Source organism: Kitasatospora sp. NPDC056184 (assembly GCF_042268405.1).
In the GTDB taxonomy this organism is placed as follows: Bacteria; Actinomycetota; Actinomycetes; order Streptomycetales; family Streptomycetaceae; genus Kitasatospora.
Window position 1 is genome coordinate 113,888 of record NZ_JBHJUI010000007.1, and the last position, 25,203, is coordinate 139,090.

The 25,203-nt window shown below is 73.2% G+C and carries 22 protein-coding genes; 18 read left to right on the plus strand and 4 right to left on the minus strand.

Features of this window, described 5'->3' with window-relative positions; translation table 11 throughout:
• Positions 1-57: 57 nt before the first annotated feature.
• The 11 genes from ACFC0B_RS16375 (at position 58) to ACFC0B_RS16425 (ending at position 14,309) form a co-directional block, all read left to right on the plus strand.
• Complete coding sequence (locus ACFC0B_RS16375; protein ID WP_376086482.1) at positions 58-1,866, plus strand: GAF domain-containing sensor histidine kinase; 1,809 nt, start codon at positions 58-60, stop codon at positions 1,864-1,866.
• 326 nt (positions 1,867-2,192) lie between these two features.
• Entirely contained in the window at positions 2,193-2,522 is a 330-nt protein-coding gene (locus ACFC0B_RS16380; RefSeq protein WP_376086483.1) for a hypothetical protein, read from the plus strand.
• Positions 2,512-2,919: a hypothetical protein gene (locus ACFC0B_RS16385; RefSeq protein WP_376086484.1), complete on the plus strand. Its 408-nt coding sequence runs from the start codon at positions 2,512-2,514 to the stop codon at positions 2,917-2,919. The genes ACFC0B_RS16380 and ACFC0B_RS16385 overlap by 11 nt, the downstream gene beginning before the upstream one ends.
• A gap of 378 nt (positions 2,920-3,297) precedes the next feature.
• Positions 3,298-4,344 carry a substrate-binding domain-containing protein gene (locus tag ACFC0B_RS16390; protein WP_376086485.1) on the plus strand — a complete coding sequence of 349 codons (1,047 nt, stop codon included), beginning with the start codon at positions 3,298-3,300 and terminating at the stop codon, positions 4,342-4,344.
• A 208-nt stretch (positions 4,345-4,552) separates the two neighbouring features.
• Entirely contained in the window at positions 4,553-5,143 is a 591-nt protein-coding gene (locus ACFC0B_RS16395) for a hypothetical protein (protein ID WP_376086486.1), read from the plus strand.
• Positions 5,144-5,252: 109 nt separating this feature from the next.
• Positions 5,253-8,093, plus strand: coding sequence for a hypothetical protein (locus ACFC0B_RS16400; protein ID WP_376086487.1), 2,841 nt, complete (start codon positions 5,253-5,255; stop codon positions 8,091-8,093).
• A 113-nt stretch (positions 8,094-8,206) separates the two neighbouring features.
• The gene (gene pstC / locus ACFC0B_RS16405) at positions 8,207-9,226 is read left to right on the plus strand and encodes a phosphate ABC transporter permease subunit PstC (protein WP_376086488.1); all 1,020 of its coding nucleotides are present in this window, start codon (positions 8,207-8,209) and stop codon (positions 9,224-9,226) included.
• A 58-nt stretch (positions 9,227-9,284) separates the two neighbouring features.
• Positions 9,285-10,511, plus strand: a complete 1,227-nt coding sequence (pstA, locus tag ACFC0B_RS16410; protein WP_376086489.1) for a phosphate ABC transporter permease PstA — start codon at positions 9,285-9,287, stop codon at positions 10,509-10,511.
• A 65-nt stretch (positions 10,512-10,576) separates the two neighbouring features.
• On the plus strand, positions 10,577-12,433 hold the full coding sequence (locus tag ACFC0B_RS16415; RefSeq protein WP_376086490.1) for a substrate-binding domain-containing protein: 1,857 nt from the start codon (positions 10,577-10,579) through the stop codon (positions 12,431-12,433).
• The gene (locus ACFC0B_RS16420; protein WP_376086491.1) at positions 12,430-13,362 is read left to right on the plus strand and encodes a class E sortase; all 933 of its coding nucleotides are present in this window, start codon (positions 12,430-12,432) and stop codon (positions 13,360-13,362) included. Before ACFC0B_RS16415 ends, ACFC0B_RS16420 begins: the two co-directional genes overlap by 4 nt.
• A gap of 23 nt (positions 13,363-13,385) precedes the next feature.
• On the plus strand, positions 13,386-14,309 hold the full coding sequence (locus tag ACFC0B_RS16425) for a phosphate ABC transporter ATP-binding protein (RefSeq protein WP_376086492.1): 924 nt from the start codon (positions 13,386-13,388) through the stop codon (positions 14,307-14,309).
• A 19-nt stretch (positions 14,310-14,328) separates the two neighbouring features.
• On the opposite strand, the gene ACFC0B_RS16430 is transcribed toward ACFC0B_RS16425, so the two are convergent.
• Positions 14,329-15,168 (minus strand): HAD-IIB family hydrolase, encoded by an 840-nt coding sequence (locus ACFC0B_RS16430; protein ID WP_376086493.1) that lies wholly within the window; start codon positions 15,166-15,168, stop codon positions 14,329-14,331.
• A 182-nt stretch (positions 15,169-15,350) separates the two neighbouring features.
• Between ACFC0B_RS16430 and ACFC0B_RS16435 the strand changes: the two genes are divergently transcribed.
• From ACFC0B_RS16435 to ACFC0B_RS16460, 6 genes are all read left to right on the plus strand, one after another.
• Positions 15,351-15,539 carry a hypothetical protein gene (locus ACFC0B_RS16435; RefSeq protein WP_376086494.1) on the plus strand — a complete coding sequence of 63 codons (189 nt, stop codon included), beginning with the start codon at positions 15,351-15,353 and terminating at the stop codon, positions 15,537-15,539.
• Between the two features lie 58 nt (positions 15,540-15,597).
• Entirely contained in the window at positions 15,598-16,485 is an 888-nt protein-coding gene (locus tag ACFC0B_RS16440; RefSeq protein WP_376086495.1) for an LLM class flavin-dependent oxidoreductase, read from the plus strand.
• A gap of 156 nt (positions 16,486-16,641) precedes the next feature.
• On the plus strand, positions 16,642-17,634 hold the full coding sequence (locus tag ACFC0B_RS16445; protein WP_376086496.1) for an ABC transporter ATP-binding protein: 993 nt from the start codon (positions 16,642-16,644) through the stop codon (positions 17,632-17,634).
• Positions 17,618-18,526, plus strand: coding sequence for an ABC transporter permease (locus ACFC0B_RS16450; RefSeq protein ID WP_376086497.1), 909 nt, complete (start codon positions 17,618-17,620; stop codon positions 18,524-18,526). The genes ACFC0B_RS16445 and ACFC0B_RS16450 overlap by 17 nt, the downstream gene beginning before the upstream one ends.
• Before the next feature lie 9 nt (positions 18,527-18,535).
• Positions 18,536-19,453, plus strand: a complete 918-nt coding sequence (locus ACFC0B_RS16455) for an ABC transporter ATP-binding protein (protein WP_376086498.1) — start codon at positions 18,536-18,538, stop codon at positions 19,451-19,453.
• A gap of 60 nt (positions 19,454-19,513) precedes the next feature.
• A complete protein-coding gene (locus ACFC0B_RS16460) occupies positions 19,514-20,230 on the plus strand; it encodes an ABC transporter permease (protein WP_376086499.1) in 717 nt (238 codons plus the stop codon).
• A 63-nt stretch (positions 20,231-20,293) separates the two neighbouring features.
• Here the strand turns inward: ACFC0B_RS16460 and ACFC0B_RS16465 are convergent, their stop codons facing one another.
• Both ACFC0B_RS16465 and ACFC0B_RS16470 read right to left on the minus strand, forming a co-directional pair.
• Positions 20,294-21,556 carry a CynX/NimT family MFS transporter gene (locus tag ACFC0B_RS16465; RefSeq protein WP_376086500.1) on the minus strand — a complete coding sequence of 421 codons (1,263 nt, stop codon included), beginning with the start codon at positions 21,554-21,556 and terminating at the stop codon, positions 20,294-20,296.
• 76 nt (positions 21,557-21,632) lie between these two features.
• Positions 21,633-22,373, minus strand: coding sequence for a FadR/GntR family transcriptional regulator (locus ACFC0B_RS16470; RefSeq protein ID WP_376086501.1), 741 nt, complete (start codon positions 22,371-22,373; stop codon positions 21,633-21,635).
• Between the two features lie 218 nt (positions 22,374-22,591).
• On the opposite strand from ACFC0B_RS16470, the gene ACFC0B_RS16475 reads away from it, so the two are divergent.
• Positions 22,592-23,356, plus strand: coding sequence for a sporulation protein (locus tag ACFC0B_RS16475; protein WP_376086502.1), 765 nt, complete (start codon positions 22,592-22,594; stop codon positions 23,354-23,356).
• A 51-nt stretch (positions 23,357-23,407) separates the two neighbouring features.
• Here the strand turns inward: ACFC0B_RS16475 and ACFC0B_RS16480 are convergent, their stop codons facing one another.
• Positions 23,408-25,057, minus strand: a complete 1,650-nt coding sequence (locus tag ACFC0B_RS16480; protein WP_376086503.1) for an LCP family protein — start codon at positions 25,055-25,057, stop codon at positions 23,408-23,410.
• Positions 25,058-25,203: the final 146 nt, after the last annotated feature.

Here is a 25,203-nt window from a genome sequence, read left to right on the forward strand (position 1 = left end):
GGCGGGGCCGCCGCGTCGTTCCTTCTGTCGAAAACCGTACAAACTACGCTCTTCACCATGGACCCCACGCCAGACCTGCCGGACTTCACCCCGCCGGAGCCGGAGACCGACCCGGCGCCGCACCGGGTGCCCGAGATCTCCTCGCTCGGGCTGGACACGCTGGTCACCGAGGTGTCGGAGCGGCTGCAGTCCGCCGCCGCCGTCACCGACCGGATGCAGCGGCTGCTGGAGGCGGTGGTCTCGGTCGGCGCCGGGCTGGACCTGCACGCCACCCTGCACCGGATCGCCGCCGGCGCCGCCGAGCTGGTGGACGCCCGGTACGCCGCGCTCGGGGTGGTCGCGCCCGGGGGGCAGGGGCTGCAGGACTTCATCCACGTCGGCGTCGACGACGAGTCCGTCCGGGAGATCGGCGAGCTGCCGGTCGGCCGGGGCATCCTCGGCGCGCTGATCGACCGGCCCGAGCCGCTGCGGCTCACCGACCTCACCGCCGACCCGCGCTCGTACGGCTTCCCGCCGCACCACCCGGCGATGAAGACCTTCCTCGGTGAGCCGATCCGGATCCGCGACGAGGTGTTCGGCAACCTCTACCTCACCGAGAAGCGCAGCGGCGGCGCCTTCACCCCGGAGGACGAGCAGGTGGTGCACGCGCTGGCCGCCGCGGCCGGCGTCGCGATCGAGAACTCCCGGCTCTACGAGGAGGGCCGGCGCCGCGAACGGTGGATCGCCGGGGCCGCCGCCGTCACCACCGCGCTGCTCTCCACCGACGAGGCCGAGGTGGCGCTCACGGTGGCCGCCGAGCAGGTCAGGGAGCTGGCGGACGCCGCGCTGGGCATGATCCTGCTGCCGACCGTCGACGGCCAGATGCGGGTCGCCCACGCGTCCGGGGAGGCCGCCGAGTTCCTGCGGGGCGAGCTGATGCCCTCCGACAGCGTCGCGGGCAAGCTCTTCAAGGGGGAGAGCGTCCACCTCGACGACATGTCCACCGATCCGACCGTGGTGATCCGGCTCGCCCGCAGCTTCGGCCCCTCGCTGGCCGTGCCGATGGTCGCCGCCGGCCGGGTGCTCGGCGGGCTCTGCGTCTGGCGCCCGCGCGGCGCCGTGCCGTTCTCCGAGGCCGAGAAGCAGCTCGCCGAGACGTTCGCCTCGCAGGCCGCGCTCGCGCTGCGGCTCGCCGAGGGCCAGCGCGACCAGCAGCGGCTGGCCGTCTTCCAGGACCGCGACCGGATCGCCCGGGACCTCCACGACCTGGTCATCCAACGGCTCTTCGCCACCGGCATGATGCTGGAGAGCGCGGCCCGGCGGGCCGTCGTCCCGGAGGTGAAGGTCCGCGTCGGCGAGGCGGTGGACGAGCTGGACGCCACCATCCAGGAGGTCCGCACCACCATCTACGCGCTCCAGCACGACGACCACGGCGACGAGCCGGACACCCTGCGGACCCGGGTGCTGCGCGAGTGCAGCCAGGCGGCGGCCGCACTCGGCTTCAAACCCTCGGTCTCCTTCGTCGGGCCGGTGGAGAGCCTGGTCGGCGAGAAGACCGGCCGTCAACTGCTCGCCGCGCTGCGGGAGATGCTCTCCAACACGGCCCGGCACGCGCGGGCCTCCCGGGTCGGCGTCGAGATCGACGCCACCGTGCACCTGGACCGCTGCGGCCGACCGGTCGGCGGTGACCCGGAGTCACTGGACCGGGCCGGGCGGCCCGGCGTCCTGCTGACCGTCACCGACGACGGCGTCGGCATCCCCGAGGGCGGGCGGCGCAGCGGCCTGCGGAACCTGGCGCGGCGCGCCGAGGCGCTCGGCGGCGAAGCCTGGCACGAGCCCGGCCCGGGCGGCCGGGGCACCCGGGTGCGCTGGACGGCCCGGCTGTGAACGCCCGTCCGACCGGTGGGGCCGACCTCGGGCGGCTTCGAACGGTTTGTAAACGACGGGGAGCCGTCCCGGGGTCGGTTGGCGCTCACACCGTGTGTACTCCGTGAAAGTTTAACGAGAGAGAACTTCCCGGCCAACGGAGCAAGTTGTGCATTTCGCGGCCTTCCGGCGCTCTCGTGTGCACACATAGCTTTACTCCCGTCTCGGAGAGCAAACCGGACTGTGGGGGAGCAGTGGACGCGTCGAGCCGCGGTCACACCGCAGCAGGGGCAAGTCGAGGGGGGTTCCGGGCCGAACGGGCACCGGACGGGCGGTACCGCTGGCAGTTGAAGGCACCGAACGGACGCGTCGTCGCGGTCACCCCGGCCGCGTACGAGACGGCCGGGGAGGCGGAGCGCGGCTTCGACGGCTTACGGGCCGTCGCGGACGGGCTCACCGCCCGGATCACGCACGTCCGGGACGGCATCGGCTGGATCTGGGTGGTCCCCGGATCGCGCACCCTGCCGGAGGTGCGGTCCAGCCGCGCCTACGAGCGGTACGCCACCTGTCAGAACGCCTTCCGGCGGTTCGTCGTGCTGCTGGCCAAGCAGCCCGCCCTGGAACTGCCCGATCTCTCCGAACGGGGGCCCTCGTTGAGAACGTCCGATGTCCGCTGACCGGCGCGGGCCGCGCCTGCTGACCGTCCCGGTCGGTGACCGCTCGCTGTCCTGGGCGCTGCGCGCGGCCAACGGGCGGCAGCTCGGCGTCGGCGTGCGCACCTACCGCGGCGAGTCGGAACTCGCTGACGCGGTCCGCGAGTTGATCATCGAACGGGCCGCACTGCGATGTACCGTCGGCCAGTCCGAGGCGAGGCTGTGGGTGTGGACGGCGTACCTGCCGGTGCGCACCACCCGCCCGGGCGCCGCCGACGCGGCCGGCCCGGTCGCCCGCAGCGCCCGCGGCTACCTGAGACGCGACCAGTGCCAGGCCGGCGTGACCGGCTTCCTCGCCGGGCTCCAGCGCCTGGGGCAGGACCTGCGTCGTCCCGGACGGGACGACGCCTGGCCCTTCTGACGCAACGTCAACCCCGCTCCGCCGGCCGCCTTCGGGCGGCTTCTCGCGTTGGCCCCGGCCGCGACCCCGTTTCCCCCTCTTCCGGTGAAGCGCAGGTATCCGGCAACCCCCCGAGCCGCCACCTGGAGAAGAACGTCACCGGCCTCTGACCTGCGGCTTTCCACCCCTCCGCAGCCGGGCTGACCTGTTGCTAAACCTCTCCGAACCGAGAAATCGACAATTGCCCGCGGCGACGGTCCGCCCTTCCGACGGAACCGCGCCGACCGACAGGATCGGCACTGCCGAAACGGCCACCGCGGACGTGGCCGCCGGCCCCGGGACTGACCAGCAGGACCCGGGAAAAGCGATGTACATCTCTCCCACCGGAGGAAGACGAACATGCGCAAGACCGCTGCCAAGCTGCTCGCCGCCGTCGCCATCGCGACCTCGGTCGCCACCGTCGCCACCGGCACCGCCGTTGCCGACCCGGCCGCCGGTGTCACCCCCGCCGCCCAGGACATCGTGGGTGTCGGCTCGGACACCACCCAGGCCGTCCTGAACCAGTTCTCCACCGACTACAACGCGTTCCTCGGTGCGAGCAGCACCCTGCCGCGCCTGTACAGCTGGGACGCGATCGGCACCTCGCCGATCACCACCAAGACCGGCGCCACCTCGATCGCGCGTCCGAACGGCTCCGGCGCGGGCATCTCCGCGCTGAACGCCAACACCAAGACCACCGTCGACTTCGCCCGCTCCTCGCGCGGCCCGAAGGCCGGCGACCCGGCGAGCGACCTGTTCGTCGCCTTCGCCAAGGACGCGGTCTCCTACGCCACCGCCACCACGGGCAGCCACGCTCCGGTCGACCTGACCAAGGACGCCCTCACCAAGATCTACAACTGCACCTACACCAACTGGAACCAGATCCCGGGCTACACGGGCGTGGGCGGCGCCATCAAGGCCTACCTCCCGCAGACCGGCTCGGGCACCCTGTCCTTCTTCCTGTCGGCGCTGGGCCTCGCCGCCGGTGGCACCTGCGTCCAGCCCACCGCCGTCCAGGAGAACCAGGGCACCGACCCGCTGCTGGCCGACGCCGACGCGATCGTCCCCTACTCCGTCGCCCACTACATCGGCCAGGTCTACAACGGCCACGGCAGCGGCACCGACCAGGCCGGCGCCGTGACCGTCCGCTCGATCGACGGCATCGCGCCGATCGACGCCGCCCACGTCCTGACGAAGACCTTCTCCGACACCACCTTCGGCCGCGTGGTCTACAACGTCGTCCGCGAGGCCAACTGGAACGCCGGCGACACCCAGGCCACCGCGCTGCGCGCGATCTTCGGCACCAACGGCTGGGTCTGCAAGAACGCCACCGCCGCCGCCGACATCACCAGCTACGGCTTCCGCACCCTGCCGGTCGGCGCCTGCGGCAGCACCACCCACGCCTGATCGAACACCCCGTACTTCCGGCGGCCAGGGGCTCCCGCCCCTGGCCGCCGGGCCACGCCGGGCCGCACCGGCACAGCACCGACCGCCGGCCCGGTGACGCACCACCGCACCACCGCACCACCGCACCACCGAGTGAAGGCACCACCGCACAGCACGAACCCACGGCCTCACGGCCGAACCGTTCCATTTGCGCACTTAGGAGAGCAGTATGTCCCGCACCAGCGCCCGTCTCGCCGCCGTTGCCACCGCTGTCGTGCTCGCCACCACCGGCGCGGCCACCTCGGCCACCGCCGAGGCCGCCACCCCTGCCACCGGCAGCGCCGTGGTGAACGAGAGCAACACCTTCCTCATCAACTCCCTCTCGGCGGGCGTTATGGTCTTCGCCCTCCCGACGGCCACCGGCTCCTACGACAGCGCCACCGGCCTGTCCGCGGCGTTCCCGGTGACCGGCGGTTCCGCCAACCTCGCCGCCTACTACGGTGACATCCAGCTGGGTGGCGGGCTGCTCTTCATCAACCTGCGCACCGGCAAGTCCGCCGTCTTCAAGGACCTGGCCTTCCGCGTCGGCACCTGGCAGATCACCGGTGTCCCGCAGGGCGGCACCGCCCCGGTCGCGCTGCTCGACCCGGCCGGCGACACCTCGGTCTCCGGCAACGCCGCCGCCAGCTCGCTGACGGCCAGCGACCTCCAGGTGGACGAGGAGGGTGCGAAGTTCCTCGACACCAAGCTGAACACCACCTTCTTCGCCGCCGGTCAGTCGGTGGGATCGCTCAACCTCACCTTCAAGGCCGGCAGCTGACACGCACCAGGCAACGGCGGCGGGGTCCGGATGTCCGGGCCCCGCTGTTCCGCGCGCCGGGGAAACAGCCGGTGACGGGAGATCAACCAGGGCGGTTCGCAGGCGTGTTGTGGCCTCGTACACCCTGGCGATCCACGGCGTCCATGTACGGCTGGCCGAATGGTGGCGGACCATCGGCGGCATCTGGCCACTCGCGCCGGGGTCCGGCCGGTTCCCCGTCTACGCGCGCAGCGCGTCCCTGGAGGTGCACGTCATGAGAGTCCGTCCACCGGGTTCGAGAGCCCTGGGGAGGTGGGGAAAGGGGCTGCTGGCGCTGGGGACGGCCTGGGCCGTCGTGGGGGTCTCGGCGATCCTCCCGCTGGGCGCGGGAACGGTGTCGCAGGCATCGGCCGCCACGCCGACGAGCGTGGAGGGACCGGCCGTCTGGAACCCGGCCACCGGGACCTACGGGCCCAAGGGGAAGGTGACCGTCTCCTCGACCAGCAACCTCACCAACGAGGTCGTCCACGTCTCCTGGGAGGGGTTCACGCCGACCGTCGACCCGCAGGGACGGCCGGTGAAGTTCGTCAAGCTGGGGAGCACGTCGGGCAACGAGCTCTACTCCGTCCGGATCTACCAGTGCCGCGGCAAGAACCCCACCGTGTTCGACTGCTACGGCAGCACCAAGTTCGACGCGGACCCGTCCAAGGGCTTCCTGCAGCCGGCGCCCCCGCCGGGCACCATCACACCGGAGTTCCCCTTCAACGGCGGGGTCCGGGTCACCGGGCCGGACGGCCGCGGCGAGGCGGACATCGAGGTGTGGACCTCGCAGGAGAGCCAGCGGCTCGGCTGCGACGCCACCCACCCCTGCTCGATCGTCGTCGAGGCCAACTACGGCGGCGACTCGCTGGGTTGGAGCACCGAGGACTTCTCGCTCAACTGCAAGGACCACTCGCTGGACAACCCGGCGATCAGCGGCTACTTCGCGCTGGCCTCGGAGCAGGCGTTCAACCTGAGCGCGGCGGCGGACGACCGCTGGAACCCGGGCGAGGCCTGCGCCTGGGAGAACCGGACGGTCATCCCGATCACCTTCGCGCCCACCGCGAGCGACTGCGAGAGCAGCGCCATCGACCTGGAGGTCGGCGGCCTGGCGATGGCCAACCGGGCGGTGCAGCAGTGGCGTTCCGGCCTCTGCCAGGGCGAGAAGCCGCTCGGGGTCTCGTACGTCCCGAACACCGGTGAGCCGCAGGCCCGGGCCGCCTTCCGGAGCGGGAAGGGGCCGGACATCGCGCTCACCGCGCTCCCGGAGGGCGAACCCGCCAACCGGCCCTACGTCTACGCCCCGCTCGCCACCACCGGGATCTCGGTGGCCTACGTGGTCGACGACTTCAAGAACTCGGGGCAGATCAAGCAGCTGAACCTGACCCCGCGGCTCGTGGCGAAGATGCTGACGCAGTCCTACGCGATGGCCATCGGCAGCACGATCGACTCGGTGGCCGGCAACCCGGTCTGCATCTTCGAGGACAAGGAGTTCCTCGCGATCAACCAGCTCGACCCGGCGAGCGACCAGCGCTGGCCGGCCTGCACCGAGCAGTCCTGGCTGGCCGACTCGGCGCCGATCGTGCTCGGCGGCACCACCGACCTGATCTACCAGCTGACCTCGTGGATCGCGGGCGACCCCGAGGCCGCGCGCTTCCTGCAGGGCGAGCCGGACCCGTACGGCGCGCACGTGAACACCGCCTACCTGCGGCCGAAGTTCCAGGGCTACCCGGTGGACGCGATCCGGGTCCAGGACTACTCCGGTCCGGGCGGCTGGAAGCAGTACGAGATCAACCCGCTCAACAACGGCCTGGCCCAGGTGGCACGCAACCTCCTGCTCAACAAGCCCACCTGCCAGCTGCCCACGCTCGACCCGGACGGCAAGCACCCCGCCTGCCCGATCGTCGACCCGGGCCGTCGCGGCCTGTTCGCGATCCTCGACAGCGGCCAGGCGAAGGCGTACGGCATGCCCGAGGCGGCGCTGCGCAACCCGGCCGGGCAGTTCGTGAAGCCGACCCTGGAGAGCCTCCAGGCGGCCGTCTCGGCGATGCCGGTCGACCCCGCCACCGGTACCCAGAAGCTGCCGTACGGCCAGGCCGGCACGGAGTTCGCCAAGTCGGCGAACGCCTACCCGCTGTCCGTCGTGCAGTACGCGATGGTGCCGACCGGCGGCCTCTCCACGGAGAAGGCGAAGGCGGCCTCGGACTTCCTGCGGCGGGTCACCGACCTCGGCGAGGGCCAGCGCTACGGCTCCGGCCCCGGCCACCTCGCCTCCGGCTTCCTCGGTCTGACGCAGGATCAGCGCTCCCAGGCGCAGTCCGCCGTGGCGCACGTGACGGCGCAGGACGGCACCTACCCCGGGAACCAGACCGCTCCCAAGCCGCCGGAGGGCGGCAACGGCGGTCAGTCCGGCGGGACGGGTGACAACGGCGGTACCACCGGAGGGTCCGGCACCGCGGGCGGCTCCTCCGGATCCACCGGGTCCACCGGCTCGACCGGCTCGACCGGCACGGACGGCGGCACCGGTTCCTCCGGCGGCACCGGTTCGACCGGCTCCGGCAGCACCGGTTCGTCCGGCTCGCTCGGTTCCTCCGGCTCGCTCGGTACCGGCGGTTCCGACGGCCTGACCGGTGGCACCGCGCCGGCGGCCGCCGCCGGAGCGGCCGGCGCGCCCGCCGCGGCGGCCAAGCCGGGCGCGACCCCGGGCGCGACCTCCGGGCCGCTCGCCGCGGCCCCGGTCGCCGCCGGCACGCCGATCGCCGACCGCTCCGGAGGCGCGCGGCTGCTGCTGCCGATCGCGCTGATCGCCGGTGCGGTGCTGCTGGCGGGAGGCCCGCTGGCGCTCGTCCTGGCCGGTACTCCGGCCGGTGCGCGGATCGCCGCCGGGGCGTCCGGTGTCTGGGCGCGCCTGCGCCCGGGCCGCGGCGCCTGACGACCGCACCTTCCGACTCGGCGGGGCCGCTGTCCCGGCCCCGCCGAGTCCCTTCCCCTTCCCGCCAGGTCCCCCGCACCTGTCCCCGTACCGAGCGCGCCGGAGAGCAGACCATGACAGCCGCCGCCGAGCCCGCGACACCGTTCGCCGAGACTCCAGGCCAGCCGGATCCCGATGTACCCCGCACCATCACCGCCCCGTCCACGCCCGGTGACCGGGTGTTCCGCGGCTTCCTCCGCGCGGCCGGGCTCTCAGTCTTCGCGATCATGGGCCTGATCGCCTTCTTCCTCATCCTGCGCGGCGCCGACGCGCTGCGGGCGGTGGGCTTCTCCTTCTTCACCGAGAAGAAGTGGCTGACCCAGGCGCACAACTTCGGCATCGCCTCGGTACTGCCGAACGGCCTGCTGATCGCGGTGATCGCCCTGGTGATCGCCGTGCCGGTGGCCCTGGCCACGGCGATCTTCATCTCCGAGTACGCGCCGGTCCGGCTGCGGGCGACGCTGATCTCGCTGATCGACCTGATGGCCGCGATCCCCAGCATCATCTACGGCCTCTGGGGCCTGTTCTTCCTCCAGCCGCGGATCATCGGCTTCGTCCGCTGGCTGTCCAACCACCTGGGCGACACGATTCCGTTCCTCAAGGTGCGCACGGGCGACATCGGCACCTCCTACACCTCGTCGACCTTCATCGCCGGTGTGGTCGTCTCGCTGATGATCATCCCGATCGTCACCTCGCTCAGCCGCGAGGTGTTCTCCCAGGCCCCGCAGGGCGAGCGGGAGGGCGCGTACGCCCTCGGCTCGACCCGCTGGGGGATGGTGCGCACGGTGGTGCTGCCGTTCGGCCAGGGCGGTGTGATCGGCTCCGTGATGCTCGGCTTCGGCCGTGCGATGGGCGAGACGATCGCCGTCGCGCTGATCATCTCGCCCAACTTCGAGCAGATCACCCACGTCCTGGAGAACGGGGCGAACTCGATCTCCGCGCTCATCGCCCTGCGCTTCGGCGAGTCGGACCCGCTCTCGCTCTCCGCGCTGATGGCGGCCGGCCTGGTGCTGTTCGCGCTCACGCTGCTGGTCAACGTGGCGGCGGGCTTCGTGATCAGCCGGTCCCGTTCCGGCGCGGCCACGGCGGACTGACCGTGGACCCTTCACTCCGCTCCCGTCCGCTGCCGCCCCGTCCTGGAGGGACGACCCGATGACCACCCTCGACCTGTCGGCCGGCACCGCGCCCGCGTCGGCGCCCACCCCCGCGAAGACCGCGCCGCCGCCGGAGCGGAAGATCCGGATCGGCGGGGTGACCCGCGAGGACGTGCTGACCATCCTCGGCGCGCTGACCGGCTCGCTCGCACTGGACTGGATCCTGTACGAGCGGGTCATGCCGTTCAGCGGCGCGCTGGGCTTCCTGCTCTGCTGGTACGCGCTCTTCCTCGCCGGGTACACGCTGCTCGGCCGGCTCCAGTGGGGCCCGGTGCTGGTGCGCGAGCGCCTGGTGTCGGTGGTCGCCTGGAGCGCGGGCCTGCTGGTGCTCGCCCTGATCGCCGACCAGATCGGCTACATCGCGATGCGCGGCTACGAGGCGGCGCAGCACCTCAACTTCTTCACCGAGTCGATGGAGACCACCTCCGCGCTCTCGCCGATCACCTCGGGCGGCGCGATCCACGCCGTCGTCGGTTCGCTCGAACAGCTGGGCCTGGCGACGCTGTTCGCCGTTCCGCTGGGGATCTCGGCGGCGGTCTTCATGTCCGAGGTCGGCGGCCGGATGGCCCGCCCGGTGCGGACGCTGGTGGAGGCGATGACGGCGCTGCCGTCCATCGTGGCCGGCCTGTTCGTCCTCGGCGTCGTGATCATCACCCTGGGCTTCGAGAAGAGCGGCTTCGCCGCCTCGCTGGCCCTGGCGGTGATGATGATGCCGATCGTCACCCGCGCCGCCGAGGTGGTGATCCGGCTGGTGCCGGGCACCCTGCGGGAGGCGTCCTTCGCCCTGGGCGGCAGCCAGTGGCGCACCGTGTGGAACGTCGTGCTGCCGACCGCCCGGCCCGGCCTGGTGACCGCGGTGGTGCTCGGCATGGCGCGCGGCGTCGGCGAGACCTCCCCGGTGCTGCTCACCGCGGGCTTCACCACCCAGTTCAACGCCAACCCGTTCAGCGACCGCCAGGTGTCGCTGCCGCTGTACATCTGGAACTACGTCAAGACGCCGTACCCGGACATGGTCGCCCGGGCCTTCGCGGCCGGTCTGACCCTGATGACCGTGGTGCTGATCCTCTTCGTGACCGCGCGCGTGGTCGGCGGTCGACGCCCCGGCCAGCTGACCCGCCGGCAGCGCCGCCGGATCGACCGCGCGGCCCGGGCGGCCGAGACCGCCGCGGCGGACGCCCGCCGTACCTCCGGGAGCGCCGCCCCCGTCGTGGCGGGAGCGCACTGATGTCCGTAACAACCACCCTCCGTACCAGAGGAGTTCCCATGTCGTGGGAGGCCGCTCGCCGCCCCGTGGCACGTACCGCCGCCATGCTGGTCACCCTGTGCCTGACCGCGGCCACGCTGTTGCTGGGGCAGAGCGTCCCGGCCTTCGCGGCCACCTCGCTGAACGCCGACGGGTCGAGCTGGGCCGGTCCGGCCATCGACCAGTGGCGCAACGACGTCAACCCGATGGGCATCAAGATCAACTTCAGTGCGACCGGCTCCGCGGCCGGCCGCGCCCAGTGGGCCATCGGGCAGAACGACTTCACCGCCTCCGACGTGCCCTTCCGCACCCAGGTCGACACCGGTCTCGGCCAGGGCGGCCACGAGGGCGGTGCGGGCAACGTCGAGAACCCGGTCTACGGGTACTCCTACGTCCCGATCACCGCGGGCGGCACCGCCTTCATGTACAACCTGTCCATCGGCGGCAAGCAGATCCGCGACCTGCGGCTCTCGCCCAAGACCATCGTGGACATCTTCACCGGCAAGATCACCAACTGGAACGACCCGAAGATCACCGAGGACTACGGCAAGGCGCTGCCGTCGATCGTGATCACGCCGGTGATCCGCTCGGACGGTTCGGGCGCCACCGCGCAGTTCACCCGCTGGATGCAGCACACCCACAAGTCCGACTGGGAGGCCTACTGCCGCAGCGTCAACAACGTGCCCTGCGGTGACTACACGGAGTTCTTCCCGAAGTCCGGCCGGATGACCGCGCTGAACGGCTCCGACGTCGTCGCGAACTACATCATGGGCTCCGCCGGCCTCGGCACCATCGGCTACGACGAGTACGCCTTCGCCAAGTCCAGCAACTGGCCGGTCGTCAAGGTGCTGAACCCGGGCGGGTACTACACGCTGCCGACTGCCTCCAACGTGGCCGTGGCCCTCACCGCCGCCAAGATCCGCGGCGTCGACGACAGCACCTCGCCGAGCGACCCGAACTACCTCCAGCAGAACCTCGACGACGTCTACACCAACGCGGACCCGCGGTCCTACCCGGTCTCCAGCTACAGCTACCTGATCGTGCCGCGCAAGGGCGTGGAGCTGCCCGTGCCACCGCGCTTCAACGACGACAAGGGCAACGCGCTCAGCCGCTTCATCTCCTACGTGCTCTGCGCCGGCCAGGGCAAGGCCGACGAACTCGGCTACTCCCCGATCCCCCGCAACCTGGTCCGCGGCGGCGTCCTGCAGACCACGCACATCCCCGGCAACGCCAGCCCGGTCGACCCCAATACCCTGGCCAACTGCCCCAACCCCACCTTCACCGGTGAGGTGCTGACCGTCCTCCAGAACGCCCCCCAGCCCAGCGACTGCGACAAGAAGGGCGCTCCGCTGGACTGCAAGCCGGGTTCGACCGGCGGCGCGTCCTCCGGCGGCGCGTCCTCGGGCGGCTCCGGCGGCGCGTCCTCCGGCGGCACGGGTGGTGCGGGCTCCACCGGGGGTGCCGGCGCCACGGGCGGCACCGGCGGTACCGGCAAGGCGGGCACCGGCAAGGCCACCACCACCAAGTCCCCCGGTGCCGCCGGCAGCGGCGGCACCGGCGCCGGTTCCGCGGGCGGTGCCGCCGGCACCGGCGGGGCGGCCGACCCGAACGCCCCGGCGGCCGGTGCGGCCGACCCCAACGCCGCCGCCGACCCGAACGCGGTCGGCGAGGGCGACGGCCAGACCGCCGAGGACGTCGTCGACCCGCAGACCGGCCAGGTGGTCGCGCGCGGCCGCGGCGGTGCCACCGAGGTGGCGGCGGACGTCGTGGAGGTCGCGGGCCGTCCGGAGGACTGGACCCTGAGCACCCTCACCGCGCTCGAACTGCTCGCCGTCGTCATCGTCCCGCCGCTGCTCGGCCGCCGCCTGCTGCGCCGCCGTTCGCAGACGGGCGGCCGGTCATGACGGCACCCGCTCTGGAGAAGCCCGTCGGGCCGGCGCAGTCCGCGCCGGTCCCGGCGGCCCCCGCCGCGCCGGAGCCCGCCGCGGCCGGGCCCGGCTCCGGCGGCTCCGGCCGCACGGCCAAGCGGGTCCGGTTCCTGCAGGCGGCCTGGGCGGTGAGCCTGCTGGCGGTGCTCGTCCTGGGCTTCGTCGGCTACCTGTTCACGCTCTCGCACGTGCAGCAGAAGCACTTCCAGTCGACCGCCTACAAGTCCTTCCAGGACCAGCTCGCCCAGGCGATCGCGCCGACCGGCAAGGCGCCGGACGGCGCCCCCGTCGCGCTGCTGGACATCCCGGCGATCGGGCTGCACCAGGCGGTCGTGGTCGAGGGCACCACCGGCCGGGACCTCATGCGCGGGCCCGGCCACCGCCGGGACACCGCGCTGCCCGGGCAGACCGGCGTGGCGGTGGTGTTCGGCCGCGGGGCGACCTTCGGGGCGCCGTTCGGCGAGCTCAGCAAGCTGCGGGTCGGCGACAAGATCGAGGCCACCACCGGGCAGGGCAAGTTCACCTACACCGTCAACGTGTACGGCGACGGGGACCACCCGATCGTCGACCCGGTGCGCAACCGGCTGGTGCTGGTGACCAGCGACTCCAACTGGATCCCGAGCTCGACGGTGCTGATCGGCGCCCGGCTGGACGGCGACCCGGTGGCCAACCCGGGCGGCCGCCCCGCCACCGTGCCGTACGACAAGGCGCTGGCCGCCGACAAGGGCGCGCTGGCCACGCTGCAGCTGTGGTCGCTGGGACTGCTCGGCTCGGTGGTCGCCGTCGTCGTGCTGGCCCGGTACTGGCACCGCTCGGCCGCCTACCTCAGCCTCGCGCCGGTGATCGGCGCGCTGCTCTGGGCGGTCTACGAGAACGCCGCCGCCCTGCTGCCCAACCTCTACTGAAGCGCGCCCGGAGGACCGTACCGATGACGGATGCACCGATGACCGACCTGCCGCCGAACCAGGCCCCGGTGGCCGACGAGACCACGATGACCCTGCCCGCCGTCGGCCACGACGGGCAGCAGCTGCTGTACCCCCAGGACGCGCACTACGAGGGCTACGACCAGGAGCCCGTCCTGGCCGGCCTGGAGACCCGCGACGTCTCCGCCTGGTTCGGCTCCCGCAAGGTGCTGGAGCGGGTCTCGCTCGCCATGCCCGCCGGGGAGGTGACCGCCCTGATCGGCCCGTCCGGCTGCGGCAAGTCCACCTACCTGCGGATCCTCAACCGGATGCACGAGATGGTCCGCGGCGCCGCGCTCTCCGGCGAGGTGCTGCTGGACGGCGACGACGTCTACCGGCCGGGCCGGCGTCCCGCCGAGGTGCGCCGCCGGATCGGCATGGTGTTCCAGCGGCCCAACCCGTTCCCGGCGATGTCCATCAAGGACAACGTCTCCAGCGGGCTCAAGCTCGCGGGCATCAAGGTCTCCAGGGACGAGCGCGAGCACCTGGTGGAGACCAGCCTGCGCCAGGCCGGCCTCTGGGACGAGGTGGCCAGCCGGCTGGACGCCCCGGGCGGCTCGCTCTCCGGCGGCCAGCAGCAGCGCCTGTGCATCGCGCGCTCGCTCGCCGTCTCGCCGGACATCCTGCTGATGGACGAGCCCTGCTCGGCGCTCGACCCGACCTCGACCCGCCGGGTCGAGGAGACCATCGCCGAGCTACGCGGCCGGCTCACCATCGTGATCGTGACCCACAACATGCAGCAGGCCCAGCGCGTGTCGCAGAGCTGCGCGTTCTTCCTGGCCACCCACGACACCCCCGGCCGGATCGTCGAGGCCGGGCCGACCGAGCAGGTGTTCCACAACCCGTTCGACCAGCGGACGTCGGACTACGTCAACGGCCGCTTCGGCTGACCGGTCCCGTCGCCCGCCCTCACTCGCCGCGGTGCCGGAGGATCTCCTCCAGCACCGCGGCGACGCCGTCCTGCTCGTTGCTCACGGTGTGCAGCGGCACCGCCGCCAGCACCTGCGGATGGGCGTTCGCGACGGCGTAGGCGGTGCCGGCCCAGGCCAGCATCTCCAGGTCGTTCGGCATGTCGCCGAAGGCCACCACCTCGCTCCGGTCGATCCCGCGCCCGGCGCACCAGCGGGCCAGCGTGCTGGCCTTGGTGACGCCGGGCGCACTGATCTCCAGCAGCGGTATCGGCGCCGAGCGGGTGATCTCGGCCAGCTCCCCGGCGGCCTCCCGGGCCTCGGCCAGCAGCTTGTCCGGGTCCAGGTCCGGGTGCTTGGCGAGCAGCTTGAACAGCCCGCTCACCGGGCCGCCGGGGCCGAGCAGCTCCTCGGCCGGGCCGACCGGGTGGTTCTCGTCCTGCCCCCACATCCGCACCTCGTACCCGGGCTCACGGGCGAACCCGGCCGGGTACTCGAAGGCGAACGCGGTGCCCGGCAGCTTGGCCCGCAGCCGCGCCACCACCGCGAGCGCGTCCTCGGACGCCAGCGGGAAGGACTCCAGCAGCGCGCCGCGCCGCACGTCCACCACGGCGCCGCCGTTCGAGCAGATCGCCACCCCGTGGCCGCCGATGTGCGCGCTCACCTGCTGCATCCAGCGCGGCGGGCGGCCGGTCACGAACACCACCTGGATCCCGGCGGCCTCGGCGGCGGCCAGGGCGGCGGCGGTGCGCTCGGTGACGGTGCCGCCGGAGCAGAGCAGCGTGCCGTCCAGGTCGGTGGCGATCAGCCGGGTGGGGGGAGCGGTGCGGGGTGTGGTCACCGCTCCATCTTCGCCCACCGGCGCCGCACTCCCTACCCTCCCCGTGCACCGCTCCGGAGCGATCACTGCGGCGCGTTTCGGCCCCCGCTGCGCCAGTTCCGGCCGAACCGCCCGCTTCCGGGGTGTTCCACCGCCTCCGACCGGGCAGGACTCCCTCGGCCACCCCGTCGGCAGGAAGAGCCATGCGAACTCGCCAGGTCCCAGACGAGATCGAGATCGAGCCCGCGCCCCTCCCCGAGGAGGAGGCCCCACCGTCGTCCCGCGAGCCCGTCCTGATCGGCGACATCCTCTTCGAGACCCTCGCCGAACTCGCCCGGCGCACCACCCCCGCGCACCCGCTGCACCTCCCCGCCCAGCGCCCCCACCCCTGACCGCCCCCGGCGAGTCGCCCGCCGCGCCGCCCCCCGGGGCCCGCGTAAGGTCGGGGCCATGCGACTGAGCACCGTGATCCTCCCCATCCACCGGTGGGGCGAGGGGCAGAAGATCTGGCGGCGGGCCGAGGAGCTCGGCTTCCACGCGGCGTACACCTACGACCACCTCTCGTGGCAGAGCTTCCGCGACGAGCCGTGGTTCGGGGCCGTCCCGACCCTGACGGCGGCCGCCGCGGCCACCGAGCGGCTCCGCCTGGGCACACTGGTGACCTCGCCGAACTTCCGGCACCCGGTGACCCTGGCGAAGGACCTGCTCACGATCGACGACGTCTCGGACGGGCGGCTGACGGTGGGCATCGGGGTCGGCGGGACCGGCTTCGACGCGACCGTGCTGGGCCAGCGGGCGTGGTCGCCGAAGGAGCGGGCGGACCGCTTCGACGAGTTCCTGCCGTTGCTGGACGAGCTGCTGACCCAGGACGCCACGACCCGCGAGGGCACCTACTACTCGGCGGTCGGGGCCCGGAACATCCCCGGCTGCGTGCAGACGCCCCGGGTGCCGTTCTACGTCGCCGCGACCGGACCGCGCGGCCTGCGGCTGGCGGCCGAGTACGGGCAGGGCTGGGTGACCTACGGCGACCCGAAGGGCCCGGCGGACGTGCCGGCCGAGCAGGCGCCCGGAGTGATCGCCCGGCAGATCGAGAAGCTGACGGCCGCCTGCGAGGAGAAGGGCCGCGATGTCGCGACCCTGGAGAAGATGCTGCTCCAGGGCTCGACGGCGGAGCGGCCGCTGGCCTCGCTGGACGCCTTCGTGGACTGGGCCGGGACGTACCGGGAGCTGGGCGTCACCGAGCTGGTGGTTCACTGGCCGGTCCCCGACTCGGTCTTCGAGAACGACCTCGATGTCTTCGAGCGGATCGCCACCGAGGGCCTCGCCCAGCTGGGTTGACGGTGGCCCGGGGGCGGCGCGCCGCGGCCGCCGCCCCCGGGGGCGGGCACGGTGATCCCCTAGGGGAAGGGGGCGGTGCCGTCATACCGCAGCAGCAGGCGGGGTCGTCATCGCAGCTCATGACCCGCCGCGGGGGCGGGGACTACGTTGAGGAACGTGTCCACTGTCATCAAGACGGACGGCCTCACCAAGAGGTTCCCCCGGGTGACCGCCCTCGATCAGCTGACCGTTGAGGTCGAGCCCGGGGTGGTCGGTCTGGTGGGGGCGAACGGGGCGGGCAAGTCCACACTCATCAAGATCCTGCTGGGGCTGGCCCCGGCGACCTCCGGGACCGGGCGGGTGCTCGGGCTGGACATCGCCACCCAGGGGTCGGAGATCCGCGAGCAGGTCGGCTACATGCCGGAGCACGACTGCCTGCCGCCGGACGTCTCGGCCACCGAGTTCGTGGTGCACATGGCGCGGATGGCCGGGCTGCCGGCCGCCGCGGCGCGCGAGCGGACCGCCGACACGCTGCGGCACGTCGGGCTGTACGAGGAGCGCTACCGCCCGATGGGCGGCTACTCGACGGGCATGAAGCAGCGGGTGAAGCTGGCCCAGGCGCTGGTGCACGACCCGAAGCTGGTGCTGCTGGACGAGCCCACCAACGGTCTCGACCCGGTGGGCCGGGACGACATGCTGGCGCTGATCCGCCGGGTGTACACCGACTTCGGCATCTCGGTGCTGGTCACCACCCACCTGCTGGGCGAGCTGGAGCGCACCTGCGACCACCTGGTGGTGATCGACGGCGGCAAGCTGCTGCGCTCCTCGTCCACCGCCTCCTTCACCGGGACGACGGCCACCCTGGCCGTCGAGGTGACGGACCACCCGGAGGACCACGCCCTGGACGCGGGCGCCGCGGTGCGCGAGCGGCTCGCGGGGGCGGGGCTCTCGGTGGAGACCGAGGGCGCGCGGATCCTGCTGGTACGGCTGGCGGGTGACGACACGTACGACACCATCCGGGACGCGGTCGCGGACCTCGGGCTCGGACTGGTGCGGCTGGAGGAGCGGCGGCACCGGGTCGCCGAACTGTTCACGCAGGGCGCGGAGCCGGCGGGGACGACGGGAACGACGGAGAACGAAGGGGGTACCGCAGATGTCGCTGCCCTCTGAGTTCCGGCCGGCCGACACCGGCGTCATCCACGACATCGGCTACCGCGGCTACGGCGGCCCCCGGCTCGGCCGCGGGTACGCCACCCGCTCGCTGTTCACCCAGAGCCTGCGCGCCGCGTACGGCCTGGGGCGGTCCGGCAAGTCCAAGGTGCTGCCGATGATCGTGCTGGGCGTGACCACCGCGCCGGCCCTGATCATCGTGGCGGTCGCGGTGATGACCGCGTCCGACAAGCTCCCGGTCGACTACACGCAGTACCTCGGCTCGATCGGGCTGGTGGTCTCGATCTTCCTCGCCTCGCAGGCGGCGGTGCTGTTCTCCCGGGACCTGCGCCACCACACCGTGCCGCTGTACTTCTCCCGCCCGATCACCCGCGCCGACTACGTGCGGGCCAAGTTCGGGGCGATGGTCTGCGCGCAGCTGCTGCTGATGATCGCGCCGCTGGTGGTGCTGTACGTCGGCGCGCTGCTGATCAAGCTGGACTTCGGGGACCAGACCGAGCACTTCTTCTACGGCCTGGTGGCGGCGGTGCTCTACGCGCTGGTACCGACCTCGGTCGCGGTGGTGATCGCCGCCGCCACGCCGCGGCGCGGCTTCGGGGTGGCCGCGATCATGGGCTACCTCGCGGTCAGCGCCACGGTGTTCGGGGTCGTGGTCGGGATGAGCCTGGACGCCGCCCCCGGCGAGGCGCTCCCGGACTCCGCGCAGTGGGCCGCGCTGATGTCGCCCATCGCGATGGTGGAGAGCCTGACCAACCAGCTGTTCGACCTCGGCACCGGCGTCGAGCGGATCCACGCGCCGGGCGGGCTCGGCCTGCTGGTGTTCACCGCCGTCGCCGCCGCGATGGTGGCCGGTTCGTACCGGCTGCTGCTGAGCCGCTACCGCAACGTTTGAGAGGGCGTCATGGCCACCATCACCATCGACAAGGTCTCCCGCTGGTTCGGGAACGTGGTCGCCGTCAACGACGTCAGCATGGCGATCGGCCCCGGCATCACCGGCCTGCTGGGGCCGAACGGGGCCGGGAAGTCGACCCTCATCCACATGATGAGCGGCTTCCTGGCGCCGTCCACCGGCACGGTGACCCTGGACGGCGCGCCGATCTGGCGCAACCAGGGGGTGTACCGGCAGATCGGCCTGGTCCCCGAGCGGGAGTCGATGTACGACTACCTGACCGGTTGGGAGTTCGTTCTCGCCAACGCAGAACTGCACGGCCTGCCGCACCCGGGCGCCGCCGCCCGCAAGGCGCTCGCCCTGGTCGAGATGGAGTACGCCCAGGAGCGGCGGACCGGCACCTACTCCAAGGGCATGAAGCAGCGGGTCAAGATGGCCTCGGCGCTGGTCCACGACCCGGCCGTGCTGCTGCTCGACGAGCCGTTCAACGGGATGGACCCCCGCCAGCGGCTCCAGCTGATGGAGCTGCTGCGGCGGTTCGGCTCGGACGGCCGGACGGTGCTGTTCTCCTCGCACATCCTGGAGGAGGTCGAGCAGCTGGCCCGGCACATCGAGGTCGTGGTGGCCGGCCGGCACGCCGCCTCCGGAGACTTCCGGAGGATCCGCCGGCTGATGACCGACCGTCCGCACCGCTACCTGGTCCGCTCCAGCGACGACCGGCGGCTCGCGGCGGCGCTGATCGCCGATCCGTCGACCGCCGGCATCGAGCTGGACTGGCAGGAGAAGGCGCTGCGGATCCAGGCGGTGAACTTCCAGGGCTTCACCACCCTGCTGCCGCGGGTCGCCCAGCGGGCCGGCATCCGCCTCTACACCGTGGCCCCGGCGGACGAGTCGCTGGAGAGCGTGTTCTCCTACCTCGTCTCCGCCTAGCGACGGCACCGCCCCGCAGACCGGCACCCACCACCAGGACCCCAGGAAGGCCGACCCACCATGAACCCGACCGTCGCCAGGCTGACGCTGCGCGGCCTGCTCGGCCGCCGCCGCGGCTTGCTGCTGCTGGTGGTCCCCGTCCTGCTGCTGGCGATCTCGGCGCTCGCCGCCGGGTCGAGCGGCGACAAGCACGACCTCGTCGTGAACGTGCTCGGCAAGCTCGGCCTCGGCACCCTGCTGCCGATCCTCGGCCTGGTCGTCGGCACCGGCGCCATCGCCACCGAGATCGACGACGGCTCGATCGTCTACCTGCTGGCCAAGCCGCTGCCGCGCTGGAAGATCGTCACCACCAAACTGGCGGTCGCGATCGGCACCACCTGGGCCTTCGCGGCCCTGCCGATGCTGCTCTCCGGGCTGCTGCTGTACGGGACGAAGGAGGGCCTGGCGCTCGCCTACACGGTGGCCGCGCTGGTCTCCGGGGCGGCGTACAGCGCGCTGTTCCTCCTGCTCGGCGTGGTGACGCGGCACGCGGTGGTGGCCGGGCTGGCGTACGCGCTGGTGTGGGAGTCGCTGGTCGGCAACTTCGTCGAGGGCGCGCGGACGCTCAGCGTGCAGCAGTGGGGGCTGGCGGTGGCCGAGTCGGTGGCCGCCGAGGGCTCGCTCACCTCGGCGGTCTCGCTCGGCGTGGCCGTGCCGCTGCTGCTGGTGGCCGCCGTGGCGGCGACCGCGCTGGCCTCGGTGCAGTTGGCCGGGCTCACCCTGGCCTCGGACGAGTAACCCCGTCGACGAGGCCCCCGCCGGTGAGCCACCGGCGGGGGCCTCGTCGGTGCGAGGGGGTCGTCAGAGCGTCCGGTTGCGGCCGGCGCCCCAGCCCGCGGCGGCGACCACGGCGGCCAGCGCCAGCATCAGCGCCAGCGGCACGGTCCAGTCGCCGGTCAGCTGGTGCAGGGCGCCGGCGCCGACCGGGCCGGCCGCCGCGACCAGGTAGCCGACCGCCTGCGACATGCCGCCCAGCTGGGCGGCGCCGGCGGCGCTGTCGGTGCGCAGCACGATGAAGGCGAGGCCGAGGCCGAGCGAGCCGCCCTGGGCGACGCCGAGGATGGTGGCCGCCACCCAGGCGCCGGACACCGGGGCGATCAGCAGGACGGCGATGCCGAGCCCGTTGAGCGCGGCCATCGAGACGGCCAGCGCCCGCTGGCGGGTCATCCGGCCGGCGAACAGCGGCACCAGGAAGGCACCGGCCACCTGCACCAGGTTGGAGAAGGCGAAGACCAGGCCGGCCTCCCCGCGGTCCATGCCGTGGTCGGCCAGGATGGTCGGCATCCAGGCGACCAGGGTGTAGACCAGCAGCGACGAGATGCCCATGAACAGGCTGATCTGCCAGGCCAGCGGCGAGCGCCAGATGCCCTCGATCGGCCGGGAGGAGGCGGCCTGCGCGGCCGGGCCCGCGGTGCCGCCGGCGGCGGCACCGGCCCTCGCCCGCAGCACCTGGGGCAGCCAGGCCACCGCCGCGACCAGCGCCAGCACCGACCAGGCGCCGAGCGAGGCCTGCCAGCCGCCGCCGAGCGCGTGCTCCAGCGGCACCGAGAGACCGGCCGCCATCGTCGCGCCGACCAGCATGGTGGTCGAGTAGACGCCGGTCATCGCGGCCGCCCGGCCGGGGAACTCCCGCTTGACCAGGCCCGGCATCGAGACGTTCAGCACGGCGATCGCGACACCGATCACCACGCACCCGGCGTACAGCGCCGCCACCGAGGGCAGCACCCGCAGCAGCACGCCCGCGCCGAGCACCAGCACCGCGCCCAGCACCACCCGCTCGGTGCCGAACCGCCGGGTCAGCCGCGGGGTGAGCGGGGCGCCGACGCCCTGGAAGAGCACGGGCACGGTGGTGATCAGCCCGCTCGCGGTGGCGGAGAGCCCGAAGGTGCGCTGGATCTCGGCCACCATCGGCGACACCGCCGCCAGGCAGGCGCGCATGTTCAGGGCGACCAGCACGATGCCGGTCAGCAGCAGCGCGGGGTGGGCCAGCCGGCTGCGGACGGGGAGCGGGACGGAGCCCGCGGCGGTGGTGGCAACCGGCTGCTGGGCACGGGTGACGGCCATGGGTGGTGCTGCTTTCGTGGAGTCCGAGGCGTGCGGGGGCACACCGGGTGAGCGGGGAACGGGGGCCTCGGCCCGCTCACTTCCGGGCGGCGATGGCGGCGAGGAGCTGCTCGACGGCGGCGGTCGGCTCGGCGAGCAGCGCGCGACACGCCCGCTCGGCCCGCTCCGGGTCGCCGCTCTCGATCGCGTCGACCAGGGCCTGGTGGGTCGCCACGACCACCTCGGGCATCTCGTGGTCGCCGAACGCCGTCCGCATCGACTCGCGCACCGAGGCGCCGAAGTAGCGGTACACCTCGGTCAGCGCCGGGTTGTGCGCGGCCTCGACGACGGCGGTGTGGAACTCCAGGTCGTGCTCGACGGTCGCCTCGCGGCCGGCCCGCTCGGGGTGCGCGGCGATCACCTCGGCCTCGCGGGCCAGCGCGGCCCGCATCCGGCGGATGTCCTCGGGGGTGTGCCGCAGGGCCGCCAGCCGGGCGGCCTCGGTCTCCAGCGCGGCGCGGACCTCCAGGACGTCCCGCACCCCGGAGCGCTGCACGCCACGCAGCACGGCGGCCGGGTCGCTGGTGGAGCGCACGAAGGTGCCCTCGCCCTGCCGGGAGACCAGCATGCCCGCGTGCACCAGCACCCGGATCGCCTCGCGGACGGTGTTGCGTCCGATGCCGAGGCGCTCGGCGAGCTCGTGCTCGGTCGGGATCCGCGAGCCGACTGGCCAGACGCCGGCGCTCAGCTGCTCCCGCAGCTGCTCGATCGCGGTGTCGACGAGGGAGCGCCGCCCGGCGGTCTGCAGCGTGTCGTGGCCGCTGTGCGTGCTGCTCATGGCGGGCTCTCCTCCCCGGGGCGGGTCGTGTTCGGGCGGTGTCCGGGCCGTGCGGGGCCCCGGTCGTCGGTCATCCTACAACTGCTTGCCCGGTCATCCTACAACTGGGGATGAACAGCGCGGGAACCGTCCGGGGCGGCCTGGCGTTCCTTCGGACGACCGGCGATCCGGTGAGACGGAACCCGGCCCACACCCCTTGATGCGAGGAGAGCGTCCGCATGGTGTTCAAGAAGCTGCTCGGTGCCCTGGGCGTCGGCGGTCCCGGCGTCGACACCGTTCTGGGCACGCCGGTCGTGCAGCCCGGCGGGACCATGGCCGGCACGGTCGAGCTGACCGGCGGGACGGTGGAGGCGGACATCCGGGGGATCACGCTGACCCTGGTCGCCCGGGTCGAGATCGAGCACGAGGACGGCGAGAGCACCGGCCTGTACCCGTTCGCGCGCTTCTCGGTGACCGCGCCGCTGAAGCTGGCGCCGGGCGAGAACCGCTCGATCCCGTTCGCCGTCCAGGTGCCGTGGGAGGCGCCGGTCACCACCGTCGCCGGGCAGCGCCTGCACGGCATGCAGCTCGGGGTGCGCACCGAGGTCGACATCGCGGGCGCGCTGGACAAGGGCGACTCGGACCCGCTGGAGGTCGAGCCGCTGCCGGTCCAGCGCCGGATCCTGGAGACGCTGCTCCAGCTGGGCTTCCGGTTCCGCTCGGCGGACCTGGAGGCCGGGCACATCCGCGGCACCGGCCAGACGCTGCCGTTCTACCAGGAGATCGAGTACTCCTCGGCGCCGCAGTACGCGCACGCCTGCAACTCGCTGGAGGTCAGCTTCGTGACCACCCCGGACAAGGTCGAGGTGGTGCTGGAGGCGGACCGCCGCGGCGGCCTGTTCGGCGGCGGCGGGGACGTGATCCGCACCCATGTGGTCGGCCACGGCCAGGCCGGCGAGGACCTCACCGAGCTGGTCGACGGCTGGATCCGCGCCGCGCTCTGAGGCTCCGGCGCCGGGACCGGGGCGGTGCTGTCCCGGCCCCGGCGCCGGCCGTCAGCCGTAGGAGACGTTGCTGCAGATGTCGTCGTCGGCGGACCTGGCCCCGCTGACCACCTCGGCGGGCAGCGCCGCCGCCCCGGCGACCCCGCCGCCGACCGCCGCGCCCGGCGCCCCGGCCGGCGCGGCGGCGGCCGGGGCGGCCACGGCGGCGTAGTCCAGGCCGAGCCGCAGGCTGATCCCGGCGCCCCTCCCGGGCGCCACCGCGGCGCCCGGGAACAGTGCGGCGACCCGCTGCGCGTTGGTCCGCTGCCCGGCCCCGTACTCGACGGTGGTGGTCGCCGCCCGGGCGGTGCCGCGCGCGGTGGCCGTCGCGGCGACGGTGACCCGGGCCGCCCGGAGCGTCTCGGCGGCCCGGGCGGCCAGGCCGGGGGTGCCGGTGCCGTTGTGGACGGTGACCCTGATCGGCGCGCCGTCGGCCCCGGGCGTCGGCCCCGGCGGCACCGGTGGGGACGGGGTGGGCGGCGCGGGCGCCGGCGGGGACGGCGCGGCGGTCGCGTCCGGCTGCCGGCCGGTGGCGTCCTGGCCGTCGATGGTCCGGTCGGCCTGCAGGGTCCGCCACAGGGTGTCGACCGCCGGGTGCACCAGGTCGATCCGCGCGCCGCTGTAGCGCCAGGGCGTGGTCAGGAACTTGACCTCGTGCAGGTCGATGTCCTTGAGCGTCAGCGCGAAGTCCACCAGCTTGGCGGGCGAGTCGAGGCCCGGGTCGACGGTCATCGACCGGGTGGCGGCGTCGGCCAGCGGCAGCAGTGTGCCGGGGTTCAGCCCCTTGCTCTTGATCCGGGCCAGCAGCGAGGCGAGGAACGCCTGCTGACGCTTCATCCGGCCGACGTCCGAGTCGTCGCCGATGCCGTGCCGGAGCCGGACGTAGTCCAGCGCCTGCTGCCCGGAGACCCGCTGGCGGCCCTTGGCGAGCACCACCTTGCCCTTGCGGCCCAGGTTGGGGTTGATGTTCCCCTCGTGGACGGCGTTCGGCAGGCAGACGTCGACCCCGCCGACGGCGCCGGTCATCGCGGCGAAGCCCGCGAAGTTGACCTCGATGGTGTGGTCGACCCGGATCCCGGTGAGCTTCTCCACCGTGTTCTGCGTGCAGGCCGGGTTGCCGGCCTCGGAATTGCCGACCGAGAAGGCGGAGTTGAACATCTGTCCGGGCTGCTCCCGGGTCCAGGTGCCGTTCGGGAGCTTGCACCGGGGGATGGTCACCAGGGCGTCGCGCGGGATCGAGACACCGACGGCGTGCCGGTGGTCGGCGTGGACGTGCAGCAGGATCGTGGTGTCGGAGCGGGCGCCGCCCTCGTCGCCGCCGCCGAGGTCGCCGTTCCGCCCGGCGCGGGAGTCGGAGCCGATCAGCAGCAGGTTGACCGGCCGGTGGCCGTGCGCGTCGGCGGACGGTTCGGGCGGGCGGTCGGGGGCGATGGCGTCGGGGTCGAAGGACCGGAGGTTGCCGTTCAGCCGGTAGTACACCGCTCCGCCGGTTCCGGCCAGGGCCACCAGCACCCCGGCCACCGACCAGGCGATCAGCCGCCGGGCGCCGCCCCGGGCGCCGCGCGGCCGGCCCTGCGGGGCGGCCCGCCGGCGGGTCTGGGTGATCCGGCCCTGGGCGGCGCGCTTCCGGTCGGCCGGGTTCGGGCCGGCGGGGTTCGGCACAGCCGGGTTCGGGACAGCGGGGTTTGGGACAGCGGGGTTCCGGGCGGCACGGTTCTGCGCGGCGCGGCGGGCCTCGGCCCGGCCGCCGGTGCGCGGCACCGGGACCCGGCCGGGGGCGTCCTCGGGGGGGTCGGTCCGGAGGCCGC